This window comes from Azonexus hydrophilus, assembly GCF_038368255.1.
In the GTDB taxonomy this organism is placed as follows: Bacteria; Pseudomonadota; Gammaproteobacteria; order Burkholderiales; family Rhodocyclaceae; genus Azonexus; species Azonexus hydrophilus.
Genome location: NZ_CP151407.1, coordinates 243,225 through 264,535, shown reverse-complemented (window position 1 = coordinate 264,535; position 21,311 = coordinate 243,225). Strand labels below are relative to the sequence as shown.

Below are 21,311 nucleotides of genomic sequence, written 5' to 3'. Positions count from 1 at the left end.
GAAGCGTTGGCGAGGGCGGGTGCGAAAGCATCCGCCCTTTGCCTATCCGGGAGTGGGTGAAATTCCGTTGCGAAAATTGCCGTTTTGGGCACAGGCAATCCCCGTCGTGGTGCCGTAGCATCCGTCCATTGGAAAACAAAGGACGCAGCATGTGTGATGCACTACATCGGCTTCTTAACGCAAAAGCCGGGGACATCGAAAATTTGGGCAAGGTCTTCACCATCTGGATGGAGATCGAAACCAAAACCAGGCTCGATCTACTCAGGGATGTGCTACTAGGCAAGAAGATCATGAACCGCAAGCGGATGGGTGAATGCGAAGATGCCATCCTTGGGTTGCGTCACTTGGCCATGCTTGGAGAGCGCGCAAAACTCGCGGGCGGCTGCGACACCGCAAAGACAAATGCGGATCAAGCGCTGATTGAAGCGGAACTGGCATGGGCAAAAATCAAGACTCTCCAATACAACCCCGCCGCCAATGGGGCAATGGAAAAACTGCCGGAAACCATTACCGAAAAAAAAGCGGCTGCCTAAAACGGCGGTTGAATACCATAACGCGCCTGATACTTTAGATCCATGACCAGTAACGAGGTAGTGATGCCGCCAATTGCGCTGGAAGCCCACCCTAAAGTCCGCGTTTTCTTGCGGCCGCACAACGCGGAAAACCCGCCGATCATTTTCTTTGAAACACGCGATGAACGCTACGCAAGGGATACCTTCGTCAAAATCCTTCAAATGAAGGATCTCCAAGGGGGCGCACTCGCAGCCGTACTGGAAACAACCAGTGGCTCACGACTTGAACACCATTTTGATGCGCTCGCCGGGGATCAGTTGAATCTGCTTGGCCGCATTCAAGAAATCAGTAGCATGGGGAACTGGATTTGGTCTGTCGCGCCAGAAAACACCAGGGTCGACATCGATACGGTCGCCAGCAATGAGCCGTCCGATCTAAAGGAGGTTTCGTAATGTTTGGGTGGTTGTTCAAGCTGATTGGCTTTTTGGTGGTGTTCAACTGGTTCTTTTTCTTGGGTGGTATGGAGATGCTTGGGGCTTCTGAATTTGTCCGCCAGATTGCGGACGCTGTTCAAACGCTTCTTGCCGCCCTATAAATTACAGACGAAACAGGAGATTCGATTGTTTACCAATTTGCAGGTCTATCGCCTCGCCCAAAACTGGGCATGTTCAATCGAAGATTTGGAGCAGCAGCTTGAGCGGCTCCGCTTTATTGAATGCCCCTCCAATCAGCCGTCTTCTCGCGGCTGGGTGAATTCGAGCAAGGAAAGCGGCTTGGTCCTTTCGCAAGGAAAGCAATGGCTCCTGACCTTGATGCATCAGGAACGCCTGTTGCCCGGTGATGTGGTGAAGGAGGCAGTGCAAAAGCGCATTCAGGAAATTGAAGACAAGGAAAGGCGTTCGCCGGGGCGCAAGGAAAAGCGCGAGATCAAAGAGCGCGTGGTGGAAGAATTGCTGCCCACGGCTTTCCTCCGGTCGCGCAAGACGCAGGTCTGGATTGACCCGGTGGATCGCTGGCTGGTCATCAATGCCGCGACGCCAGCCAAGGCCGACCTCGTTCTGGAAAGTCTGCGCCAGTCTCTCGATATTTTCCCGGCGAAACCGTTGCATACGAACCAGTCGCCGCAGTCCGGGATGGCGGGATGGCTGAGTGCCAACGAGGCGCCCGGTGCGATGACCATCGACCGCAACTGCGAATTGGCCGAAGTCGGGGAAAGTCAGGGCAAGATCAAGTACACCAACATCACCCTTGACCACGAAGAAATCAAAGGTCATCTGAGCGAGGGCAAATTGCCGGTGTCTCTGGCCATGACGTGGGATGACCGGCTGTCTTTCATTCTGACGCATCAGATGTCGATCAAGAAATTGACCTACCTCGACATCATCAAGGAAGAGGCCGATCAGAATGCCGACGCGGCGGGGATCTTGTCGGATTTCGCGTTGATGACGGGAGAGCTTCGTCGGCTGCTGCCGGTGCTTGTTGATGCCCTTGGTGGTGAAGTCACCGAAAATGCGTAAGCACTGCAAGCGCGTGAAGCGGAAGACTTCCCGGATGCTCTCCATGCAGGAGCATCAGAAAATCTCCACGATCGCGCTCATGCATCTTGAACTGCTTTTGACGGGGCATACATCAGACGAATACGCGTTTACGGTCGCGGCCTTTCTCAATATCGGTGCGGCCGTAGCCCATCTGAAGGGGAACCTTGAATACTTGGCCAAGGTGAATCGCGCCTCGATGATCATGCATCGCATCATCAGGGATCAGGAAATCGGGGCGATCAAGGAGGAGGATGCGACAAACATCCGCCAGGTCATGCTGTCGATTTCTGGGTACTTGAATCTGTCGAGTATCGACACGATTCGAGCAGCCATTCAGTTTGTCGAACGCGCATTGGCAACAGGGGAGGGGGCAGAGGTAATTTCGATGCGCTGGAACCCCTGGGGCAAAGATGACGACCAGCATGAGAGTCTGTCGTCCCAATCAAAGGCTGCAGCATGATCAAACGCCTCGCCAAAATACTCGTCTATGACTGGCGGGCAAGGCCGGTGACGTACAAAATGCCGATGCTGTGGGTATTCGCAGTCCTCATGCAGATTGCGATTTCCTGCTCTGCCTACCTGACGCAGAATGCGCTGGCGGGCATTAGCGGTGTGCTTGCCGCAATTTGCTGCGGCTTCACAATTCGGCTGGCCTACCTTTTAGGGAAAAAAGAAGAGGACGTGGAATTTCTGTTGGAGACGCTGGAACAGATTGAGGCAAATCTGAAAGAAGAGGAATAACATCAAACTGAAGGGAAAGGGCTTCTTCCCCCGGTTAACAGCCTCCCCTCGGGCAAGCGCCTCGTTTGACTTCCGCATTTGCTCAATCGATGCACTTTGATTCACGGTGACTCCTTTTACTTAGTAGCGGGAGGCGTCACGGCATTCAGCCTCCCTCGCAGTCTTCGTGTCACCAGGAACTCGGTTCCCGGCCCCGTCCGTACATCGGCATTCGCCTAGTAGCTGCTAACGTCCTTTTCCTGGCTACTCAGCCGCCGGTACGGCGCCGTCAACTCGGAAGTTTGGCGAAGAACTGGGAGCGTCGGCATGTCGGTGTTTCCCGTGGGGCTCTACTTACCGCAATGCGGTGTTGCGGCCTTCCAGCGAGTTGGCGGCTCCATCGGTCCCGGTGTATACGGCTTCACCAAAACCTTGCAGGAAACACCCTTCACGTTGATAGGCACTTCATAGCCGTCAACTCTTTTCACTGGATCGCCGGCTTTGATGAATTCTTTCCGAGCCGCAAACTCAGCCGCCAACCTGATGTCGTAAGCGTCCGCCGAGTGAAGAGGGGCGTCTGCTTGCGCAGCGGTCGCAGCAAGTGACTGTTTTCGGGCAATAGTTTCTTGAAATCCCAACAATGCAATATTTTAGGGTAAGAGTTCGAGATTTATAGGCGTCACTCTTCGATCCAGCCGACATCATCATCTGCGCAACCAATTGTTCTCATTTCATTTCCAGACAGTATTGTCTGCGCAACAGGGCTCCTGCAGGGCTACTCGCGAACGGTTTCACCCCCCCCTTCAAGGGACAGCAGCAGCGCCTCTCCGGCGCCCAGGCTTTTAGCTTGCATTACCAAGAAGGAAACTACTTTGTGCCAAATAGATTTGGTGCGTTTGCTGTAAGCCAATCGCGATCATGTCGCTCCAACCACGCCAACCCATTGCCGGGCACCGCTTTAAGTGCCTTGATCGATACTCCGCGGTGAGCCACAAATAGGTCGCCTGCCCGAATCCGGTGCTCGTCGCGAATCTTCTCGAATCGGCGTTTCTGCCAGTTGCTCTTTAGATCAGGATTCGCCGCCGTAAACGCGCGCACGAGGCTCTTTTTTACGCCGACCTCATCCGCGACCCGCTGATAATCATTCCCTTCCTGTAGGAGTGCAGCGATTTGGTCTCGTTTAGCGCTACTCACCCGCGAACGCCTGCCATATGCTACCCCCTCGGCTTCCAGCCATCTGCAAGCCCGAGAAATCGGAATTCTGAGGCTCGTCGCGGCACGACTTATCGACCACTTCTCGGTGACAACCAGTCGGCGAAGCTCTTCGCGCCAGTCGCTGACCAGCAGTTGCCCGCCATCAACTTCGGTTGCGATCCCCGCATATCGGTACGCACTGAAAAAATCTCCAATCGATTCGAACAGGAAGGCGATCACCGCAGCATGCTTGGCAGGATGGTGAATACCAGGCAGCTGTCTGGTTAGCAAACCCAGTACGCCGCCACCATTGGGATCTGCTTCCGCCAGAAAACTGAAACCGGGTATGCTCCTCAGATGACCAAAGCGCAGCTGCAACTCACAGTTCATCGCTGCTAGTCGCATGCTGCCATCAAAGGCGATCCAGCCACGACACTTCGCGCCGATTCGATACGCCAAACGCAATCGCTCATCGTCAATGATGAACGCGGTTTGCGCCAGCCCCGCACTCACAGACGCGATCTTTTCTAGGTAAGAAATCGACGCCGCTGAAAGCGCTGGCAAGTCTTGCCACTCATTGGCCACATGGTCATGCGGTAGCGTCCAGTAGCGCAGGTCTTTCAGGCGGGACTCCTTAGCCAAAAACCTTAGAGGGATGGCGTGGTCGCGACAAACCCATACGGACGGCCATTGATGTTCTCGAATCCACCGCGAATATCCAAGTTCGCGTAGATCTCGCTGCACGCACATGGAACAGGCCTTGAGTGGGTGCGAAGCACCAACACGACTCGCAAGCAATCCCAGAATGTGCTTCGGATCACCAGAATTCTGACCAATGACGGCCTCCAGCACCCGCTGATAAGTCCTAGTGGGCGCAAAGGGCGCGTAATAACCCAGCAGCGTCCTATCCAGCGCCAATGATTCCGGCGACCCCAGTGCATTTCGCGTGCGCTTACAGAAATTAGCGAGGCCATTCGGGAAGTCGTGTTTTAGACCAGGAACTCTCTTCCCGAACAACTGAGAGTACGAATCTGCAGCAATGCCATTTCCGCTGAGCCGATGGTAAAGCGCGCACCAGCTGAAAAGAGTCTCATCACTCGTCGCACAAGGCAGGTTAACCGGAAGATCGTCGAGTAGATTGTAAAACGTACTCATGCACTCCTCTCGGGAGAGGAACCGCTGGCTACCTCACCCGCAACACCCGGCGGAGAATATGCTGTCCTCTTGCCAGTCCTAACGTAGCCACGACCTACCTTCCGGTAGACTTTTTCGGGACACGGCCCGTCCCAATCCCGCTGGATTCCCTTGGCCTTAAGCTGATCAACGAAGGGGGAAACCGGAACAACATTTCGTTCTAGCAAGTAGTGCAATATGTCGTTGGCACGGTGATGCTCCAAGCCGGAGTCCTCGGTGATGACGGTTCGTGCTACGTTCTTCCCGTAGTATCGCGACATCGACCACATAACCCGGCGGGCATAGAAGTGGCATTGGGACTCTGCAGCGGCTTCACACGCAGCTCGAGCAGCGGGGAACGACCCGGCATCTGGCCAATGACCTGGAGAAATTTCTGTTCCTTTAATAAGAGCGGCCATGGTCACGCGAACGGGCTTGCCACTATCTTCGTAGAAGCGAGACGCCGTCGCCTTAATCGCCTCCGCCCACTCCTGATCTTTGGGATGCGCCATGGCAACGACCACCCGCCTATTCTTCGGGAGCTTTGGGTAGGCCTCAATCGCTGAGCGCAATTTTTCAATTGCCACCTTTCCTCCGAGCGAAACAATCTTCTTCATCGCGCCAGAGTGTTTTTGCCAAAGCTGGTCAAAAATCAGCCCTTTTTCCACGGCCATGGTAGCCAATCGATCAATCTGGCCCCCAAGTTTGTCCTCTTGGATGTCCGGCATGGCGATGTCCTCAGCTTGAGCCGCTTGCCCTAGGAACAAGCTCGCTGCGGCACCTTTCACTGTGGAAGAGTTGACGGCCGTTAGAAACGCCTCACCTTCCTCAAACAGGTAGTTCACAAGCAGAAGATTTCTTGAAAGTGGCCCCTCAAGGGCGACGTCGGATTGCCCGAGGAAGTTTAGCCATCCTCTCGTCTTCCCCTGCCTGTATGCGGAATCGGCGGCCGCTAGGAACTTCGACGTGTAGTGCGTTTCCATCGCGGCGAGCAATCCGCCCCGGTCAATCTTGTCGTCCCCCCAGCGGAACCCGCGGGCATATGCACGATCCCTAAGGAGGCTAGGAAGCCCCAAGGCGATGAAGTTTTGTGGCAGGCCGTTCAGCACCACATGTATGAATTTGGCTAACGCAATCTCTTTGGCTGGGGCTTTATGGCCACCCTGTTGCTCCCATTGCTCGAATCGGAGCCCACATGGGCATCCCGCCCAAGGAGACAAGACAAGATCCCTTGGTAACTCAATCGGGCATGAGCAGTTAGGGCAGCGATCGATCAACTTACGCCCATGTCGCCAGCACGCTCCCACTACGGCGAATTGGTGAGAGCGATGTAGGTGGGGTGACCCGTAGTCCTCGATATCTTCTCTCATACAATCGACGCAGATCTGCGTTACACCAGTTTCGCCAATGCTCCGTCGCGTGAATTCAGCTTTCGTGTCGAAGGAGGCTCCACCTGAAAAGAGCGCAACTAGAGGAATCGCCGTGCTTTGATGAGTGAGTCGACGTACATTTTCATTGACGTCTCCAGGCAACCGTGCGGCAAGTCGCTCAATGCGAGGGATGTACAGATTTGATATCTGGAAGGGCGACGACCCGAAGATATCCCTAAAGGTTTTGCGTGTCCCCTCGTTGCCGCGTTCACGGTGAAATCGGCTGCAGCGCGACCCCAGGGTCTCGTCAGGGCGCGCCGCAGGGAAGAACGGTAGGCACGGATGACTCTCCGAATCGATATCTGTTTTAACTGAATAGCGTTTAGGGCAGGAATGGTCGCTCATTTATGTCGTTCGCCTCCTTAAATCGCGCCTCTTAGCGCATCAAACCCGGTAATTAAGAAACTCTTCAATCCATCATTGCGGATGTCATCGTCGCCACATTTCTCTTTCGCCGATCTACGCTTCTTTGTTAGGTTGGCTTTTTGCGTTGCCATGCGCTTAGCTGCCGCCACCTCTTTCTGATGCTGGGTGCGTGTTGGGCCGGCCAATGCCGCAGCATCCTCTACCGTCGATTGGTCGAACGAATCTTCAATCGTTGCTTCCAAACCCTGGGCGCCAGGTGCCGCCCGAGATGTGACAGTTGTAACGAGGCCCCATTTCCTTGCGTAATGAGACACCCTCACATCTTCAAACTTGTTTAACCGGATGGGTTCGCGAAGAGCAAACCCCTGAATCAATTGACGATCTTTCACCGAAAAATCGTCTCCTTGGTATGCCATTTCAACGTGCTCTTCGGTCAGTGCGTCATCGCCGAGATCGAGGGCCAAGCGCTGAGCGGAGTTACAGACTCTGCAGGCATAATCCCGAAATCCGCCGGAATATCGGAACAGCAGCATCCCATCCTCGTCGATGAACGTGGCAGGCTTGGGAAGTACGTAATATGCCCATACACGAGGGGCGATGCAGTTCCCCCAATCAAAATCGGTGAAGTCGTAAGGCTCAAAATCAAGTGAACCTGCAGAGCCCGTCCGACGAACGTCCTGTGAAAATCGGTCCAAGGCACTCAATCCGAACGGATTCCCCATCAGGACCAACGGAATGCCAAAGTTGAGCAGACGTAGAAAAAAGAGGGCCGCCAGGCTACCGTGCCCCCCTGCGAAGTTCCGCTCCTGAATCTCATCAATAATCAAGGCACCTACGGCGTGAACCCTCAGAATTATTCCCACCTGAACCGCCAGTTTTTCGTTACTCAGACGAGTCAAAGAGCGTTGCGTTGAATACTTCGTACCAATCACTTCATCCAGAGCCACCAGGATGCTGAGTAAGAGCCCGCCCAGTGAGCCGTCATGCGCCATCGGCACATACAGCCATGTAACTTGCACAAGATGTGACCACCCAGCCTCCTTGTTCTCAGAATGCACAATCACTTGTGGAACCAAGCGGAGCGCGTTCACGACCTCGTAGGTCTTTCCTGTCCCTGTCTCGCCCGATATTCGCATGCACTTCGCGTAGGATTGAAACCATGGCAGCTCTGTCAGGTTCCTGCCGCTTTGGGCGGCTAACGCGAGATTTCCCTTTCTTACCGACAGCTTGCGCGGATCCCGTGAAAGGTAGCCGCGCCGAATCATACGGAACAACCTAGTCCCTAGATTCAGAGTCATAGTGGTTGGCTCAAACAACTGCTCTTGCATTTGATCAAGCAATAGATGCCGACGCTCGTTACTTATCGCCACAACATCCAAACCGTTTAACGGCGAGCGCCGAATCCTTGATTCAAGGTCATCGACCCTAAGTGATTCAAGCAATGGCTCAAGCAAAGGATGTGTGTTCTCCTGGGACACTTCGTCGTCTTCTTCCACGTCCTAGCCTCCTTTATCAAGAAACGCCTTCATGCGATTGATCTGGGCCAACCTCAGCCTCGACTCAGTTTTGCGAGGTACAACATTGCTTGGAGGAACCTCAGCAGCTACAGGACTGGCCGCTAGTCGATTGGCAGTGGTTGCTGTGTTGAATCCGACGGCACGCTCTGCAGCTTGCTGTAAAACAGCGTGCAAAACTTTCCAGATTTCCGGGGTGATCAGCGTCCAAAAGTTGCCACCCTGGGTTGTGTAACCTACTGGCGATTTTGCCGGGGAATCTGGGGTGTTATCCATGGAAGTCATAGCCGAAATCCGGCGTCGTCATTTGGTCAGCGGCGAGAGCATCAGCTCGATTGCGCGCGACCTGAAGTTGTCCCGTCCGACGGTGCGTAAGCACCTGCAAACCGAGAGCGAAGCGGTTTATCTTCGTCAGCATCAGCCCGCGCCGAAACTGGGCGGATTCCAGTCCGTACTGGAAAGCTGGTTGGCCACCGAGCGCCACCTCCCGAAAGCGCAACGACGCACCGCCCAGCGACTCTTTGAAGGCTTACAGGCCGAGGGCTACCGCGGCGCCTACGACAGCGTGCAACGCTTCGTAAAGCAGTGGAAGTCGGCACAAATGAAACCGACACTCAAGGAAGCCTTTGTGCCCTTGGTCTTTGCCACCGGTGACGCCTGCCAGTTTGACTGGAGCCAGGAACATGTGGAGATCGGCGGCGTGGCGCTGACCATCAAGGTCGCCCACTTCCGGCTGGCCTACAGCCGGCAGATGTTTGTCGCTGCCTACCCCAGCGAAACTCAAGAGATGGTACTCGATGCCCACAACCGGGCCTTTGCCTTCTTTGGTGGCGTGCCGAAGCGGATGATTTACGACAATTTGAAGACGGTGGTCGACGCCATTCTGGTCGGCAAGGATCGACACTTCAATCGCCGCTTCATGGCCTTGGCTAACCACTACCTGTTTGAGCCGGTCGCCTGTACGCCAGCCTCCGGCTGGGAGAAAGGGCAAATCGAGAATCAGGTCGGCAATGTCCGTGAATGGCTGTTCACGCCCAAGGCCCGCTTCGCGAGCTTTAAGGCGCTGAACGACTGGCTGGCCAGGCGCTGCCGAGAACTGGCACAACGCAAGCATCCGGTTGAAGCAACGCGCACCATTGCTGACTGCTTTCTTCAGGAGGGCCCCAGCCTGCGGGCCATCACCAGCTCCTTTGACGGCTACGTCGAACAGATGATGCGCGTCTCCAGCACCTGCCTGGTCCGCGTTGAACGCAATCGCTACAGCGTGCCTGCCGACTATGCCGGCAAGGTGGTGTCGGTGCGTCTATACGCCGACCAGGTACGGATCGTGGCCGAGAACAAGGTGATTGCCGACCATGCACGGCGATTTGGGCGGGATCAGTTGATCTGCGACCCCTGGCATTACTTGCCGGTGCTGGAAAAAAAGCCGGGATCGCTGCGTAACGGTGCGCCATTCGTCGAGTGGGATTTACCTCTGCCGATTCAGTTGGTGCGTGATCGCGTGCTGAAACAACCGAAGGGAGATCGCGCCTTTGTGGAACTGCTGCTGGTTGCTCGCGAGGTGGGCCTGGAGGCCCTGCAAGTGGCGTGTGAGCTGACGCTGGACGGCGGCGTGATTACGGCGGCAGTGGTGATGAACGAACTGCGCCGGCTGACCACACCACCTCGCCCGGCCGAGCTCAGTTTGCCTGAGCAACTGCGTTTGCAGGTCGAACCGCAGGCCGACTGTAGCCGTTATGACCATCTGCGCGGGGGCCAGTATGTCCATTGATCGGCTAGCCCAACTGAAATCCTTACGCCTTTATGGCATGGCGACGGCGTGGTCGGAACTGTTGGCGGAGGGGCCGCGCCTGCCGATGCAGCCGGAAGCCTGGCTGGACAGGTTGATTGATGCCGAGCAGACGGATCGGCAAGTACGCAGCCTGCGTTACCAGATGAAAGCCGCCCGTTTCCCGATCCACCGTGACCTCTCCGGCATTGATTGGACGGAAACGCCGCTTCCGCAGGCGCAGATTGAACAATTGGCGACAAGCGCCTTTATGGATAGCGCCCATAACCTGATTCTAGTTGGCGGCACGGGGACGGGAAAGACCCATCTGGCGACGGCTTTGGGGGTTGCTGCCATCCATCAAGGGAAGCGCGTGCGCTTCTTCAACGCAGTGGATCTGGTGAACCAACTGGAGCGGGAGAAGTTACAGGGAAAGAGCGGCACCCTGGCCAAGCAGCTGGTGCTGTTCGATGCCGTGATTCTCGATGAGCTTGGCTATTTGCCCTTCCCTGCATCGGGCGGGGCGCTGCTGTTTCACCTGATCAGCCAGCTCTATGAAAAAACCTCGCTGATCATTACGAGCAACCTGTCATTCGGCGAATGGGTGACCGTGTTCGGTGATCCAAAGATGACAACCGCCTTGCTCGACCGCATCACCCATCACTGCGAAATCCTCGAAACCGGCAACGACTCCTTTCGCTTCAAACAGCGGAAAAAATCCGTCAAATTAGCCTGAGCAACTGGAAAGATTTGGACGCTGATACCTGGAAACTATTGGACGCTGATTGACACAGCTTGCTGCAGTTGCTCGGCACGCTCACGCTTCTGGTTGTCGCGAACCCCCTCTTTAGACGTCGTTGTATGGCCTTCGCCACCTTCGGCCTCTGCGGCTTTTCGCTTAGCCTGAGCCATGTCAACCTCGGCAGCCCGTGACAGACGAAGGTCGGAACCTGCCTGATCGACTTCCGATTTCGTTTCGATGTTCGTCAACCGGTTCGCATCGTTTACCGCAACCAGATCCGGTAGGTAGTACTCCCGGACGACGATCACATCATTTGTGACATTCGGAATTACGTGCACCCCGCCTCTATCGACGAGGATAATTTCCGACAAATCATCAGGATCAACCCGAACCTGGACATGGCGCGGATCGTTTGAAGCAAAGTTGTGATACAGCGCAGTCTGCTGGATGTAGTCGCTATTGAAAAGCGCAGCCTTAAGCAGTTCGACACGCTCGCCTGTGCGAGGCCGATGAAGAATTAGCCCGTTTCGAGCGACAGATGCGGTATAGACGGGGAGCAGAACCGATTTCAAATAGAGCGGATCCATTCGCGGGTGTGTGACGAGTCCCTGCCTGTCAGCCCAGCGATATATCTCGATTCTGGTCGGCAAGAACGGCTTGCCGACCATGTCGCGCTTCATCTCGGTCGGGACTAGATGCGGTACCAACTGTTTGGTGTTAGCCCAATGCATCCATTGCCACAGTAGACGCTCATAGCCGTAAAGGTTCAGCAGCGCCTTACTGATTGGCAACGCCTCTCCTCGCTTGGGCCGCCGACCGTATGTCGTTCCTGGTAGCTTATGGTCAAGGCCAGCGTGTCGTGCATGGTGGCCAGACTCAGAGGGTGAGTTTCGGTCGGCCCGCCCCGATTCAACAAACTCGATTGTGGTTCTGACCTTCTCCGCACACGTCTCAATACCCTTGATCGCTCTGAGCTCGCCGTTGTCGGATAGCAGCCGTACAAACAACAAATCGGGAATATCGTCAGAATGAATATCATCGAGGTTGAGTCGGCGCAGAATCTTTGCCTTGCTGAGTGCTGATCGCAAGATCGTCAGCAGAGCATCATCGGTGCCTGGCCCACCGATAACGTTGTGAGCACCGCACCATAGACCCAACTTCGCTTCTCTTACGAATAGTCCGCGAGGCACTCCGATGGGAATCTGGCAATCAAAGCAGCTGACGAGATTCAGGTCGATCGGCGAGGCATCAATTGAGCCAACTTGCCCGAGGGAGTGGATCCCATCTTGCGCTGTACCGATCAGGGAACGATAGTCTTTTGCCCATTCTGCTTCGCCAAAAATCCGGCGGAGCATTTCATATCGATCCTGCTTTTCAGGGCCGTGATCGAAGAACTCACGTTCCGTCGGACGTTGACGCGCCGGCAACAACAGTGGAAGCTGGTATCCGTTTTCAACTTTGTAGCCATCGCTATAGTACGTAGACGAAAACGCGAGAAATGAGTCCTTTCTCGACACTCCCCGGCGTACGAACATCTGGTAGCCGTCGCGCATATTTTGACGATCCTGCTCGTCACAAATTTTACCGGCTAGTTCTGTGTTTCCTGCCTTCGCTGCCGCGTTCGGAGCCCCAAGGCGAACACCATTTTTCCCGTATCGCTCCTGACCTTTACCGCCACTCAGGGGCGTATTGGGTAGCAAAGCGTCCTTGATTTCTCCAAAGGCAAAATATCGGTGCAGGGCATCGTAGACCTGGTTGGGTTTGAGCTTCAGCTCAGTTGCGCGAGCGGGGACGAGAGCATCCAAATCGGCGACGCTCTGAATTTCCTTTCTTTCGTACCGTGCGACAAGCGGTTCGATCCATGTCCATTTTGTTTCTCGCTTGTGGACTTCAGGTGCGACCCACGAGCCACCCTGACGAACCCACCGATCCTTTGGGCACTCATGCAGAAAATCTGCATCAGACTTACTCCACCAGGGGGGCACAGGAGGCGCTAACGCCTCAGTCGCGAGGCTCTCCTTTAACAGCTGGCGTACGGCTTCTAGGCGAATGCGTTTGAAACCTCTGGAGTAGTAGCTTGCTTGCTTCTTACCGGACTGCCTTGGTGGTGGTTGCTCCGGAATCTGAATCACCACCAGTAGGCAGTTATCATCATCAGGATCGCCATTCACTTCGATCACGCGGTGCAGACCCGGTTGCGTTTGACCGCGTCGTTGCTTGGCCCTAAATACGAAACCGACACTAACAGGCTTCATGTCGTTTTGCCTAGGATGAGTTCATGGTACAAGCGTGTGCGCAGGTCCCGGCCACCACGGTTCACCGGGTAAGTCGTCAAGATTTGCTTCGACATGTCGACGTCAATTCGTTGGGTCCATGCGCAGTGGCGAAAGGCAATCCACCCGTCTTCAAGGCTGAGCTTGCTGAGTTCGCTTGCGCGGCGGACAGCGTCCGCGATCGACAGGTCTGGCGTAGAGGAGAACTCTGCGGCGAAGGTTTGTAGCGCTGGTGCTATTTGTGGGATGTCGGCTATGTTCGAGCAAGCGAAACACCATTCGAGCTGGCCAGCCATCAGAATGGGAACGACCCGTGAACTCAGAACTAGGTAGCGGATTCTGTTGTGGTCTGCATACCTTCTTTCGAGTTCCAGTCGCTCAAGCGTTCGCCACTTGATTTCGTCTTCGAGCGTGCAAAATGGCTTGCACGAAACAGCGACCAACTGCTGGTCGCCACCAATGCGAACCGTGAGCATGAAATCCATGGTCGCCACGTATGGAATCTTTGTGCCTGGATAGACACCATGTTCGATGCCGGCCTCCTCAGCGATATCGAGGAGCCCCCGGGAATAGGGAAGCTGAACTTCTTCGGAGCCCAATGCGCCGAAAAGGGGATGCGGATGGGCGATCGGCCACAGCGGAAACTGCTCGCGCAGGTCGTCGACTCCGAGCCACAGGAGCAAGAGCGCAATCTGGTATTCGCCGCGCGAGAAGAAGAATCCATGTCGCCGTAGGAGGAATAGGTATGCCGCGACTTGATTTGAGCTTTTGGATGGGTTCTTGCGGCGCAAGGTCAGCCACGGTCGATATGCAGCGCCATGCCCCGTGCCAAACCCCTGGAGCAAGTGCTTGTAGAACTTGTCCCATGTCATGGTTCTAGGTCGTTTCGTCGACGCTGCCTTTGAGTGGTTCACTGAGGCCAACCACTCCACTAGGTCCTCGTCGAGCCGACCCGCGTCAGACGCACCTAGTCGGTTCTTGTCGACCAAGGCATAGATTTCTTGCTGGACTTCTTCAGCAATCAAGGCTCAGCCCCCCACTCATCAGGTACCCCACCCTCTGTCGGCACAATTAACGACCAATTTCAGGCGTAAATACTTCTGCTGGATAGACTAGACATTAGCTGCCATGCCTATCCGAGTTGCTCACCAGGTGACCTCAGGGGCAGATGCAGAGAGACTTCTAGCGTGACCACGGGACACCTCTGCGACCCACCCTATAACGGGACATACCGAACCCGTCTGGCCCGTTTTACTTTTCTGTATCCCTCCTTCCTTTGCCAAATGTGCGCCGCCGCAGCCGTTCCGACTGAATGGATTCGACGGCAATCGCCTGAGGAAATTTCAGCGCGATTCGTATTAGTTCGATTTGAGCTGGATGTAGCTGTTCAATCTGCTGCCGCAGTTCGTTGACCAGCATATAGACGTTTTCTGGGGCATCGACGGGGATCACCACCCGACGATGTGAAGCCTTGTGCGCATCCCGTAATCGCTTTTCATCTAAATCTTGGAGTTCGAATACGCGTACGACTCGATCAACGAAAGCTTCTGGCGGGGGACCCTTTGTGCCAACTTCCAATGCCGAAATATAGGTCTGCTCGTAACCGAGCAGTTCAGCGGCATCTGATTGGCGCAGCCTCCGGAGTAACCGAAGTTCGCGTAGAGCAACTGCGAATGGGCTCATAATCCGATTCAGTCGTTCTAACATATGATATTAGGTAGGCTATACACCTTTGTTTTCAGAGTCAACAGTGTTTGTAACCTACGAACCAGCACGCAAAGCAAGTTGCTAATGGCCTCCCAGAACGACTTCGTCGAGAACGGAAGTGCCTAGGCCTCAGCCAAGAAAAATTCGCCCAGAAGATTGGTGCCAGTCGGGTAACGGAAAACTACTACGAGCTGGATTGGTCGCCGACAACGGCGCCGCAGGGATGCCGAATTTCAGCAACGAGCACTATGGCCTGCTGACCAGGATCAGCACGCGCCCGGCTACCGGTGAAGTGCTATACGGGGAATTGCAGCATGACGCCCGGATTCACGCGCTTCCTATCCATTACGATCATCCCGCGTGGGTTGCTGGTTTCCTCGCCAACTGGCCGGCAGAGTCTGACGCTTGGCTCTCGTATTTCCAGAGAATAAAGCATGGGCCGGCGTATCAGATCGAAGTGACCGCTAACACCAAGGCTTAACCACCAGTTGAGGCCATGATCCTGATAATTTTCCCCGGTTTCTCCTGGAATTCGTGCTTCTCGGGTTTTCGCATCACGGCATCACGGATGACTTGGGCAATGAATTCGTCGCTTTTACCTGAGCGCATAAGCGGGAGCAATTCAATTTGATCATCCTGCCCCAGACAGAGATGAAGCGTACCCGAGACTGAAACCCGCACACGGTTACAGGTTTCACAAAAATGCTGGGAAATCGGCGTGATGAAACCAATGGAAAATGACGAATCCCGAGACCTCAGGTAACGCGCCGGACCTCCGCCGGGGATAATGTGATCAGTTAAAGCAAAACGCTGACGCAGATTCTCAATCAGCGGCTGCAATGACGAGGACCCCATGGCCTGCGCTGCTCGACCCATTGGCATGTTTTCAATCAAGCGAAGAATAAATCCTCTGGCCATACAGAACTCAATCATGGCCTCAACTTCCTGCTGATTAATGCCGGGCAACCAGACCATATTGATCTTGATGGGATCAAACCCAGCCAACCGGGCCGCTGACAAGCCGCTTAACACCTCATCCAGAGAATCCCTGCCGGTCAGTTTCAGGAAAGTTTCCCGATTGAGCGTATCCAGGCTGACATTCAGACGTCTGATACCTCGCTCTTTGAGCGTGCTCGCGCACTTTCGTAACTGTGTGCCATTGGTGCTCAGCGAGAGGTCACGAAGCCCCGGAAGTTCCGCAATCTGTCCAACCAGATCAGCAATCCGCGACCTCATCAAGGGCTCGCCGCCGGTCAGGCGAATCCGCGAAACGCCAAGCCCGACAAAGATTCGAGAAAGCCGGACAATTTCGTCAAACTGCAGCCAGTTATCAGGTATTTCATAACCGTCAAACTCGGCCGGCATGCAGTAGGTGCAACGCAGATCGCAGCGATCGGTCACGGAAAGACGCAAATAAGATATTGCCCTTCCAAACGGGTCGACCAAGGCAGGTGATGGATGTCGCACGTATTGCTTCCGCTTTTCTACCTGAAAAAGGATAGCCCCGAAGGGCTATCAACGAGAACGCACGGGGAGGACATGCGTCAACGAGAGAGGAGAGAAAATGCCTTACTTCAAGGTCAGGATGAACTTGACCATGGTCTCGATATCGGCCGCCTTTACGGTGGCGTTCGGCGGCATGGGAACCGGCCCCCAGACCCCTTTGCTGCCTTTCTTGACCTTGACGGCAAGTTGTTCGGCTGCAGCGGTATCACCTGCATATTTCTTGCCGATATCGTTCCAGGCCGGACCGACCATCTTCTTGTCGAGGGCGTGGCAAGCCAGACAGCCGTTCTTCTTCGCAATATCCATTGCTGCAGCCTGGTCAGCCGCAAAAGTAGTCATCGAAAAGCCAGCCATCGCGGCCAAAATGAATATTTTTTTCATGAGTTTCTCCTGAAAGAGTGAGTGGTGGCTTGCCGAAGCAAGCCACCAGATTGAGGTCAAACGATGTTGCGCGGCTTAAGGCTCATCTGCGTGAAGCTGTGCTTGTAGGGCGACTCACCGACTTTGGTCAGCACACCGCGACCGAGCTTGTAGCGGTAGTTGTTGGTCATCGGATCGGGCACTGCCGAAACCACCGCGTTGGCTGGCGAGCTCGGGAAATTGAAGTTTGCCTTGCAGACGCCAGGGCGCATTTCATCCGAAACAATGGCCACCGCCTTGAACTTGCCGACTGTGGTCTTGATGTGACCGTCCTTCATCAACTGATTGAAGGTCAGATCTGCATCCAACACACCTTGCGGCTGGCCGGTCTGGATATAGACGGTGTCGTTGACCACTTCAACGAAGTCACCCGACTCGATACCCTTCTTCTTCGCGTCATCTGGATGAATGAAGATGAAGGAGTCCGGCCAGCGCTGTGAGAGATAGGGCTTGCGCAGATCGTCGAATCCGGACTGCCAGGTTTCGTTGACACGACCGTTGGTGACCCAGACTTCGCCTTTGTCTGCACGCGGTTTGACTGCATCATAGAACTGGATCCAGCCGGCGTATTTCCAGGGCGACTTGAGTAGGATGGCCTTACCACTATGCGTATTGAACGAGTGCAATATCTTGGTGTGGACCGTCGAGCCTTCCAGTTCGCCCCAGTCATTATTGGGATCATGCAGGCGCTGTGTGCCAACCAACTTTCCGTCACGCAAACGAATCGGCGTCTGAATGCCGGTCGTGCCGTAGGTACGCAACAGTTCTTGACCCTTGATCTTTTTGCCCTTGGCCATGGCGACCAGCGGTTCGTAATTCAGCACGCCACCGCGCGAGAAGCGAGCCGCCTCCTCGAAGACGTCGTTCGAATCCTTCCAAGCGTAGCTGCCATCCTTGTCGAAACCCATTTTCTGGGCAAATTTCTGGACAATCCACCAGTCGGGCTTCGACTCACCCGGCGCATCGTAGAACTTGCTGTAAAGGCGCAGACGACGCTCCGAGTTGCAGCGGGTAAAGTTATCCTCGCCCCACGAGGAGACCGGGAAAACAATGTCGGCAAACTCGGTACCAATTGGTGCGACCGGGTAGAGATCTGAATTAGCCATCACCATGCCGCCCGAATCGACGCGCTTCTTCAGCGTTTCGAAAATAGCCGCACGATCCAGACTGGTGATCTTGTGCGGGTTTTCGACCGTCAGGGAACGCATTTTCCGTTCAAGCTCATTTGAACCCATCATGGCCGCCACCCAAGTCGTACCGATCACCCAGGCGAAGCGCATGTTCCCTTCGTGCAGCCACAGATCGAGATTGAAGCTCTTCTTGCGCCGACCTGGATGCTTTTCCGGCGACAGCCAACCGGAACCACCGCCCGCCGACAAACCACCACACTGGTGACCGCCGCCACGGGAGATCATCCGCCCCGGACGATTACCAGCACCGCAGATCAGCCCCAAGGAGGCAAACGACGTGGTGTTCATGTAGTTGTTGGACCAGTAATTACCTTTCTCGCACATGAACGAGGTTTTCGGCATCGAGCCGTCGGCCTTTGGTTTGGCCATCCACTCGGCCGCCTTGCGAATGTCATCCGGACTCAAGCCGGTGATCGCTGCTGCAACGTCGAGTTTGGATTCTTCCTGAGCCAGGATGAATTTCTTGTAGTCCTGCCAGTCCGACTGCCACATGCCCCACGTTGTCCGCCATTGCCAACCGGTATTGCGGGTGCCACGACCATAGCCGGAATCGACCTCCCAGGAGTTGGCCACCCACTTGTCGATGAACGCCTGATCCTGCCAGTTGTTTTCGATAATGATGCGCGCCAATGCCATGTGCAGGACCGTGTCGGTCCCCGGAATGATCGGCAACCAAAGGCCGCGTCCTTCCTTGACAGACCAGGCAACACCCATGGTCTGGTGCGGCGTCACGAAGATGAACTTCTTGTCGCCCGGCATCATGTGCGAGGTAAACAAGGTGGTCTTGGTTTCGTAGGGATCAACGCCCGAAAGGAAGGCGACTTCGCAACTTGCCCAGTCTTCGTAGCTGGAGGCAAAAGAGTCGATCCCCGCATCGTCCAGACCGGTTGCGTCGTTGGTCGCCGAACACTTGTCGTGCCAGGCAAAGGCCGGGGTGCCGATGGTCGTCATAGCCAGCTTGGTAATGGCGAAGACGTTTTCGAAATACTGATAGGAGTGAGACTTGACCGCCCAGGCATGTTCGCCGTGCTTGGCAATGATGTACTTCGAAATATCGGCCATGACTTCGGTGGCCAGATCCCAACTGACAGGCGTCAGCTTGCCATTGACCCGAATCATCGGATGCATCAAACGCTCACGCGTGCGATTGGACGGGTTGAAGCATTTCTCGGCCAGGGTGCCGCCACGGATGGAGTGATTGCCACCGAGGTTCACTACCTCAGCTTGCATATCGGGAATAACCACCACATGGTGCGGTTTGCCCTTGAAGGTCACCACGTTGTGCTGCGACGGGCTGACCCACGAGGTCATCATAGCCTGATGCGGAAAATCCGATTGCAAGGCATTCTGGTTGGCCGTGGCGCCGCCTTCCTTGCCGACCGGCCAGCGATAGACCTTGTAACCGCAGGCCACCGTACAGTAGTCGCAGGCGGTAGTCAGCACATCCGCATCCTTGGGCGGCAGTGGCACGAAATCCTTCGGGGTGTAGCTGTCTTGATTGCTCATGTTCTGCTCCTTAAGCGCTGCGCTTGCTGGTCATGGCGCTATAGCCATAGACCAGACCCATGACGCCGACCGCGTAGATGTCGTCACCCTGAATTTCCAGGACGATCTGCGGCAGACTTTCCGTGGCATGACCGGAAGCCACCATGCCGTGGCGGGTCAGGTCGAAGGTAGTCAAGTGCAATGGGCAGGGACCGAGCACCTGATGTTGAGGCTTGAACGTACCGTCCAATGGACCGCCCTGATGCGTGCATTGCTGGTTGAAGGCGACGATATCCTGCTCGCGCCCAGCGCCACCACCGGCAGGCACACCGAGTTTGACGAGGATGTTGCGAATATCTTCGTATGGGTAGTTGAATTCGACCGGCACCCCCGTCTTCAACCCTGACAGGCTGGCGATTTTCTGGCGGGGGTAGGTGGCTTTCAAGGCTTGCGCGGCTTCTGTCGTGCCCGGGAAGACCCCGAGGCTGATCAGTGCTACGGCAGAGCCACCGCTGAGCAGGAACTGACGACGGCTCATACAGAGACGACCGCCCTCATGTTCGTGGTCATGTGCGTGTTCGTGCTGAACAGGAATGGTTTTATGCGTCATGTTCAATGCTCCTTATTTCACCGGTGCCGGCAGCGGCTGATAATCGCCGGGCAGCACAGGATCGTCGTGGATCAGCGGCTCCGTCATTGACAGGGCCTCAAGGAATGCGACCAGGTCCTTCTTCTCCTTGGCGCTGAGCTTCAGCGGCTTGATCAACGGACTCTTGTTGGTGCCCTTGCCACCGCCTTGGTCATAGAAATTGACTACTTCATCCAGTGTCGCGAAAACGCCGTTATGCATGTAAGGCGCCGTGTATTTCAGTTCGCGCAACGACGGCGTCCGGAACTTGCCGATGTCCTTCGGATTTTTGGTCCGGTAGTACAGGCCATAATCCATATCGGCATTACGGTAACGCGGCTCTGAAACACCCTTTTGATAATGCTCCCAGCGGTGCGTGACCTGATATAGCGGGTCTGTCTTGAAGCCTTCAAAGTCCGGCAGGCCAGTGTCGTAGAACTTCTGGTCGGAAGCGAGCGGTCCGTTATGACACTGGATGCAACCCGCTTTGCCGTTAAAGAGCTTCATGCCGGCCAGTTGTGAGGCATTCAAGGCCTTCTTGTCACCTTTCGCGTAGCGGTCGAAAGGTACTTTGGCGGCATCGGAGACCACAGTACGCTGGTAGGCTGCGATCGCAGCATAGGCATGGGTCATGCGAGGCCATTCGCCGCCGAAGACTTTCTTGAAAGCCTCAACGTATTCCGGGACAAACCGCAGACGCATTTCCATCACCGACCGATCGCCATTACCCGCCACGCCACCTTCGGCTGCAGCCGGCGCCTGTTGCTCCAAGCTGGTGACATTGCCTTCCCAGAACAGCTTGTTGTAATAGGCCGAGTTGATCACGGTCTGCGAGTTGCGCCAGTGCTTGGTGCCTGGATAACCACGGGAAATCTGACCACCATCGCCCCAGCCAAGACCGGGCAGGTGGCAGGAAACGCAGGGCATAGAGCCGTCACCGGAAAGACGACCATCCCAGAAGAGTTTCTTGCCCAACTCAACCTTTTCCGGCGTCATCGGGTTATCCGCCGGAATCGGCACAGGAGGAAGCGGAGCCAACGGAGGGTAAGTCTGTTTGCCGGCAGCTGAAACGCCTGCCGCAATCAGAAAAGAAGCGGCGATGGCCGAGATTTTTAGAAATTTACGGTTGTGCATGATGGCCCCC

At 55.3% G+C, this 21,311-nt stretch carries 20 protein-coding genes and 1 pseudogene; 9 read left to right on the top strand and 12 right to left on the bottom strand.

The annotated features are described in order from the left end of the window. Positions 1 to 128 precede the first annotated feature (128 nt). Genes AADV58_RS18035 through AADV58_RS18010 form a run of 6 tightly spaced genes read left to right on the top strand, consistent with a single transcriptional unit; the run spans position 129 to position 2,792 of the window. Positions 129 to 533: a hypothetical protein gene (locus AADV58_RS18035; protein WP_341744649.1), complete on the top strand. Its 405-nt coding sequence runs from the start codon at positions 129 to 131 to the stop codon at positions 531 to 533. Positions 534 to 575: 42 nt separating this feature from the next. Continuing rightward, on the top strand, positions 576 to 965 hold the full coding sequence (locus tag AADV58_RS18030; RefSeq protein ID WP_341744648.1) for a hypothetical protein: 390 nt from the start codon (positions 576 to 578) through the stop codon (positions 963 to 965). After that, on the top strand, positions 965 to 1,108 hold the full coding sequence (locus AADV58_RS18025; protein WP_341744647.1) for a hypothetical protein: 144 nt from the start codon (positions 965 to 967) through the stop codon (positions 1,106 to 1,108). Before AADV58_RS18030 ends, AADV58_RS18025 begins: the two co-directional genes overlap by 1 nt. Positions 1,109 to 1,133: 25 nt before the next feature. Further along, positions 1,134 to 2,030: a recombination-associated protein RdgC gene (locus AADV58_RS18020; RefSeq protein ID WP_341744646.1), complete on the top strand. Its 897-nt coding sequence runs from the start codon at positions 1,134 to 1,136 to the stop codon at positions 2,028 to 2,030. A gap of 43 nt (positions 2,031 to 2,073) precedes the next feature. Further along, a complete protein-coding gene (locus tag AADV58_RS18015) occupies positions 2,074 to 2,511 on the top strand; it encodes a hypothetical protein (RefSeq protein WP_341744645.1) in 438 nt (145 codons plus the stop codon). Continuing rightward, a complete protein-coding gene (locus tag AADV58_RS18010; protein ID WP_341744644.1) occupies positions 2,508 to 2,792 on the top strand; it encodes a hypothetical protein in 285 nt (94 codons plus the stop codon). The genes AADV58_RS18015 and AADV58_RS18010 overlap by 4 nt, the downstream gene beginning before the upstream one ends. Positions 2,793 to 3,638: 846 nt before the next feature. On the opposite strand, the gene AADV58_RS18005 is transcribed toward AADV58_RS18010, so the two are convergent. The 4 genes and pseudogenes from AADV58_RS18005 to AADV58_RS17995 all read right to left on the bottom strand — a co-directional run bounded on the left by AADV58_RS18005 (position 3,639) and on the right by AADV58_RS17995 (position 8,430). After that, the gene (locus AADV58_RS18005) at positions 3,639 to 5,120 is read right to left on the bottom strand and encodes a TnsD family Tn7-like transposition protein (RefSeq protein ID WP_341744643.1); all 1,482 of its coding nucleotides are present in this window, start codon (positions 5,118 to 5,120) and stop codon (positions 3,639 to 3,641) included. Further along, positions 5,117 to 6,121, bottom strand: a complete 1,005-nt coding sequence (locus AADV58_RS18000) for a hypothetical protein (RefSeq protein ID WP_341744642.1) — start codon at positions 6,119 to 6,121, stop codon at positions 5,117 to 5,119. The genes AADV58_RS18005 and AADV58_RS18000 overlap by 4 nt, the downstream gene beginning before the upstream one ends. Before the next feature lie 351 nt (positions 6,122 to 6,472). Then, positions 6,473 to 6,913: pseudogene (locus tag AADV58_RS18700) on the bottom strand (TniQ family protein); the annotation flags it as partial. Positions 6,914 to 6,930: 17 nt separating this feature from the next. Further along, complete coding sequence (locus tag AADV58_RS17995) at positions 6,931 to 8,430, bottom strand: AAA family ATPase (RefSeq protein ID WP_341744641.1); 1,500 nt, start codon at positions 8,428 to 8,430, stop codon at positions 6,931 to 6,933. A 283-nt stretch (positions 8,431 to 8,713) separates the two neighbouring features. Between AADV58_RS17995 and istA the strand changes: the two genes are divergently transcribed. Further along, a complete protein-coding gene (gene istA, locus AADV58_RS17990) occupies positions 8,714 to 10,219 on the top strand; it encodes an IS21 family transposase (protein WP_341744640.1) in 1,506 nt (501 codons plus the stop codon). Next, positions 10,209 to 10,952 (top strand): IS21-like element helper ATPase IstB, encoded by a 744-nt coding sequence (istB, locus tag AADV58_RS17985; protein ID WP_341744639.1) that lies wholly within the window; start codon positions 10,209 to 10,211, stop codon positions 10,950 to 10,952. Before istA ends, istB begins: the two co-directional genes overlap by 11 nt. Before the next feature lie 35 nt (positions 10,953 to 10,987). On the opposite strand, the gene AADV58_RS17980 is transcribed toward istB, so the two are convergent. The 3 genes from AADV58_RS17980 to AADV58_RS17970 form a co-directional block, all read right to left on the bottom strand. Beyond that, positions 10,988 to 13,213: a hypothetical protein gene (locus tag AADV58_RS17980; RefSeq protein WP_341744638.1), complete on the bottom strand. Its 2,226-nt coding sequence runs from the start codon at positions 13,211 to 13,213 to the stop codon at positions 10,988 to 10,990. Continuing rightward, positions 13,210 to 14,256 carry a TnsA endonuclease N-terminal domain-containing protein gene (locus AADV58_RS17975; RefSeq protein ID WP_341744637.1) on the bottom strand — a complete coding sequence of 349 codons (1,047 nt, stop codon included), beginning with the start codon at positions 14,254 to 14,256 and terminating at the stop codon, positions 13,210 to 13,212. The genes AADV58_RS17980 and AADV58_RS17975 overlap by 4 nt, the downstream gene beginning before the upstream one ends. A 226-nt stretch (positions 14,257 to 14,482) precedes the next feature. Then, positions 14,483 to 14,914, bottom strand: coding sequence for a helix-turn-helix transcriptional regulator (locus AADV58_RS17970; RefSeq protein WP_341744636.1), 432 nt, complete (start codon positions 14,912 to 14,914; stop codon positions 14,483 to 14,485). A 220-nt stretch (positions 14,915 to 15,134) separates the two neighbouring features. On the opposite strand from AADV58_RS17970, the gene AADV58_RS17965 reads away from it, so the two are divergent. Continuing rightward, on the top strand, positions 15,135 to 15,419 hold the full coding sequence (locus AADV58_RS17965) for a hypothetical protein (RefSeq protein ID WP_341744635.1): 285 nt from the start codon (positions 15,135 to 15,137) through the stop codon (positions 15,417 to 15,419). Here the strand turns inward: AADV58_RS17965 and moaA are convergent. The 5 genes from moaA to AADV58_RS17940 all read right to left on the bottom strand — a co-directional run bounded on the left by moaA (position 15,416) and on the right by AADV58_RS17940 (position 21,301). After that, a complete protein-coding gene (moaA, locus tag AADV58_RS17960; protein WP_341744634.1) occupies positions 15,416 to 16,339 on the bottom strand; it encodes a GTP 3',8-cyclase MoaA in 924 nt (307 codons plus the stop codon). The two genes, AADV58_RS17965 and moaA, sit on opposite strands and share 4 nt — an antisense overlap. A gap of 168 nt (positions 16,340 to 16,507) precedes the next feature. After that, complete coding sequence (locus AADV58_RS17955; protein ID WP_341744633.1) at positions 16,508 to 16,825, bottom strand: c-type cytochrome; 318 nt, start codon at positions 16,823 to 16,825, stop codon at positions 16,508 to 16,510. Between the two features lie 56 nt (positions 16,826 to 16,881). Then, positions 16,882 to 19,560, bottom strand: coding sequence for an arsenate reductase (azurin) large subunit (locus AADV58_RS17950; RefSeq protein ID WP_341744632.1), 2,679 nt, complete (start codon positions 19,558 to 19,560; stop codon positions 16,882 to 16,884). A 10-nt stretch (positions 19,561 to 19,570) separates the two neighbouring features. Continuing rightward, complete coding sequence (locus AADV58_RS17945; protein ID WP_341744631.1) at positions 19,571 to 20,149, bottom strand: arsenate reductase (azurin) small subunit; 579 nt, start codon at positions 20,147 to 20,149, stop codon at positions 19,571 to 19,573. 12 nt (positions 20,150 to 20,161) lie between these two features. Next, positions 20,162 to 21,301: a cytochrome-c peroxidase gene (locus AADV58_RS17940; protein ID WP_341744630.1), complete on the bottom strand. Its 1,140-nt coding sequence runs from the start codon at positions 21,299 to 21,301 to the stop codon at positions 20,162 to 20,164. Positions 21,302 to 21,311 lie beyond the last annotated feature (10 nt).